Below are 1,317 nucleotides of genomic sequence, written 5' to 3'. Positions count from 1 at the left end.
ATCATTCAGTTCTCGCTGTTGCCGCGTCAAGACTGGATCGGGCGGTGGCACGTCAGGTCCATCGCCACCACCGGTCAAGACGGGAAAGAGTTGGCCGTCTAGACGGACAAGAAATTGACAGCCGTTGCGCGTGATGCGTTTAAGCTGCTCCATGGTGATCCCCTCCATATCGCGCCACTAGCTCCCTCAGGGTTTTCGGCAATGCTGCGACATCGGCCAGCTTGGCAAAATACCAGTCGTCTTCAGTATCGCTGTAGTAGCGTGCCCCGATCATCTCGCTCCACTGGCGCATCCGATGGTTCCCTTTCCGAATCGACTGAATCCATCCGTAAATCCCTTCGGCTTCCAACCGATGTTCCAGGCGTCGCATTTCTTCTAGCAACCGACGTAACCCATCCCTATGGCCGTCCAGCGGTGGCAGAGCCGTGAGCAGTACCCACACTTGTCCGGATTTGGTAATATGCTTCTTCACCCCGAACAACGGCCATTCCTCATGATCGCGGAGTCCGCACCGTTCGAGCCAGGCGAGCTTGCGCCGTCGATAGCGGTCGTACCCCGTCATAGTTTCCTCATGTTGCCAGCCATAAACCGCACCGATATGCTCGCCACCGAAAAGCTACTGTTGTTCGTATCGTTTTCCCCGACAATCTTGATTTTATAGCACGATCCGTACAGGCGCATCCTTCTGACCGAATCCGTCAAGGTCTTCGTGTTCTCTAATGTTCCGTCCTGGTAGACCTTGATGACAATGCTGTTGTTCGAGCTGCCCGGTGCAAAGAAGATTTCCAGCTCACGCATGTTGGCGTTTTGCATCCCGTTTTGATATAGGTAGAACTCCTTCGTCTCGAAACGGCTCATATACCCGGCACCGTCCTTCGTCCTGGCCGACTGATCGAGCCGGTAGATAAACCCATTCGATCCGCCGGCCAAGAGGACTGGATCGGCTGTCGTCGGATCGCGGTAAATCGTGAGCGATTCATATTCATCGCGCGTTTCCACCGTTGGCTGAATATCCACGATACCCATCGATCGATTCGTGCGATGCATATCGAACCCGATCAACACTTTATTGACCGGATACCCTTGTTGGGAGATGACATTCGGATTGGCCGAGAAGGCAAACAAGAGCTTGCGCTTCGTCGGATAGTAGACGGCTTGCGGAAGCGGGTTTAACCCCCAACTACTCCATGCTGCCACCGGAATCTTTGAGAAATCGGTATGCTCTCGGATGTATGGTCCGACCTCAAACCCCTTTACAGCGGAAGACCGCACATCGCCATACTCTTGCACGGCAGACAGGGCATGGATATAGGCGTC

Annotated in this window: 2 protein-coding genes; both read right to left on the bottom strand. The window is 54.3% G+C overall.

What is annotated here, in order from left to right:
* Positions 1-139 precede the first annotated feature (139 nt).
* Complete coding sequence (locus tag ACMTNU_RS20665) at positions 140-562, bottom strand: hypothetical protein (RefSeq protein WP_413937173.1); 423 nt, start codon at positions 560-562, stop codon at positions 140-142.
* A partial coding sequence (locus ACMTNU_RS20660; protein ID WP_413937172.1) for a hypothetical protein occupies positions 559-1,317 on the bottom strand: 759 nt, incomplete at its 5' end. The genes ACMTNU_RS20660 and ACMTNU_RS20665, both read right to left, overlap by 4 nt.

Origin of the sequence: Nitrospira sp. BLG_1 (assembly GCF_047338595.1) — a bacterium.
In the GTDB taxonomy this organism is placed as follows: Bacteria; Nitrospirota; Nitrospiria; order Nitrospirales; family Nitrospiraceae; genus Nitrospira_D.
The sequence above is the reverse complement of the archived record's forward strand: the minus strand, read 5'-3'. Positions and strand labels throughout refer to the sequence as shown.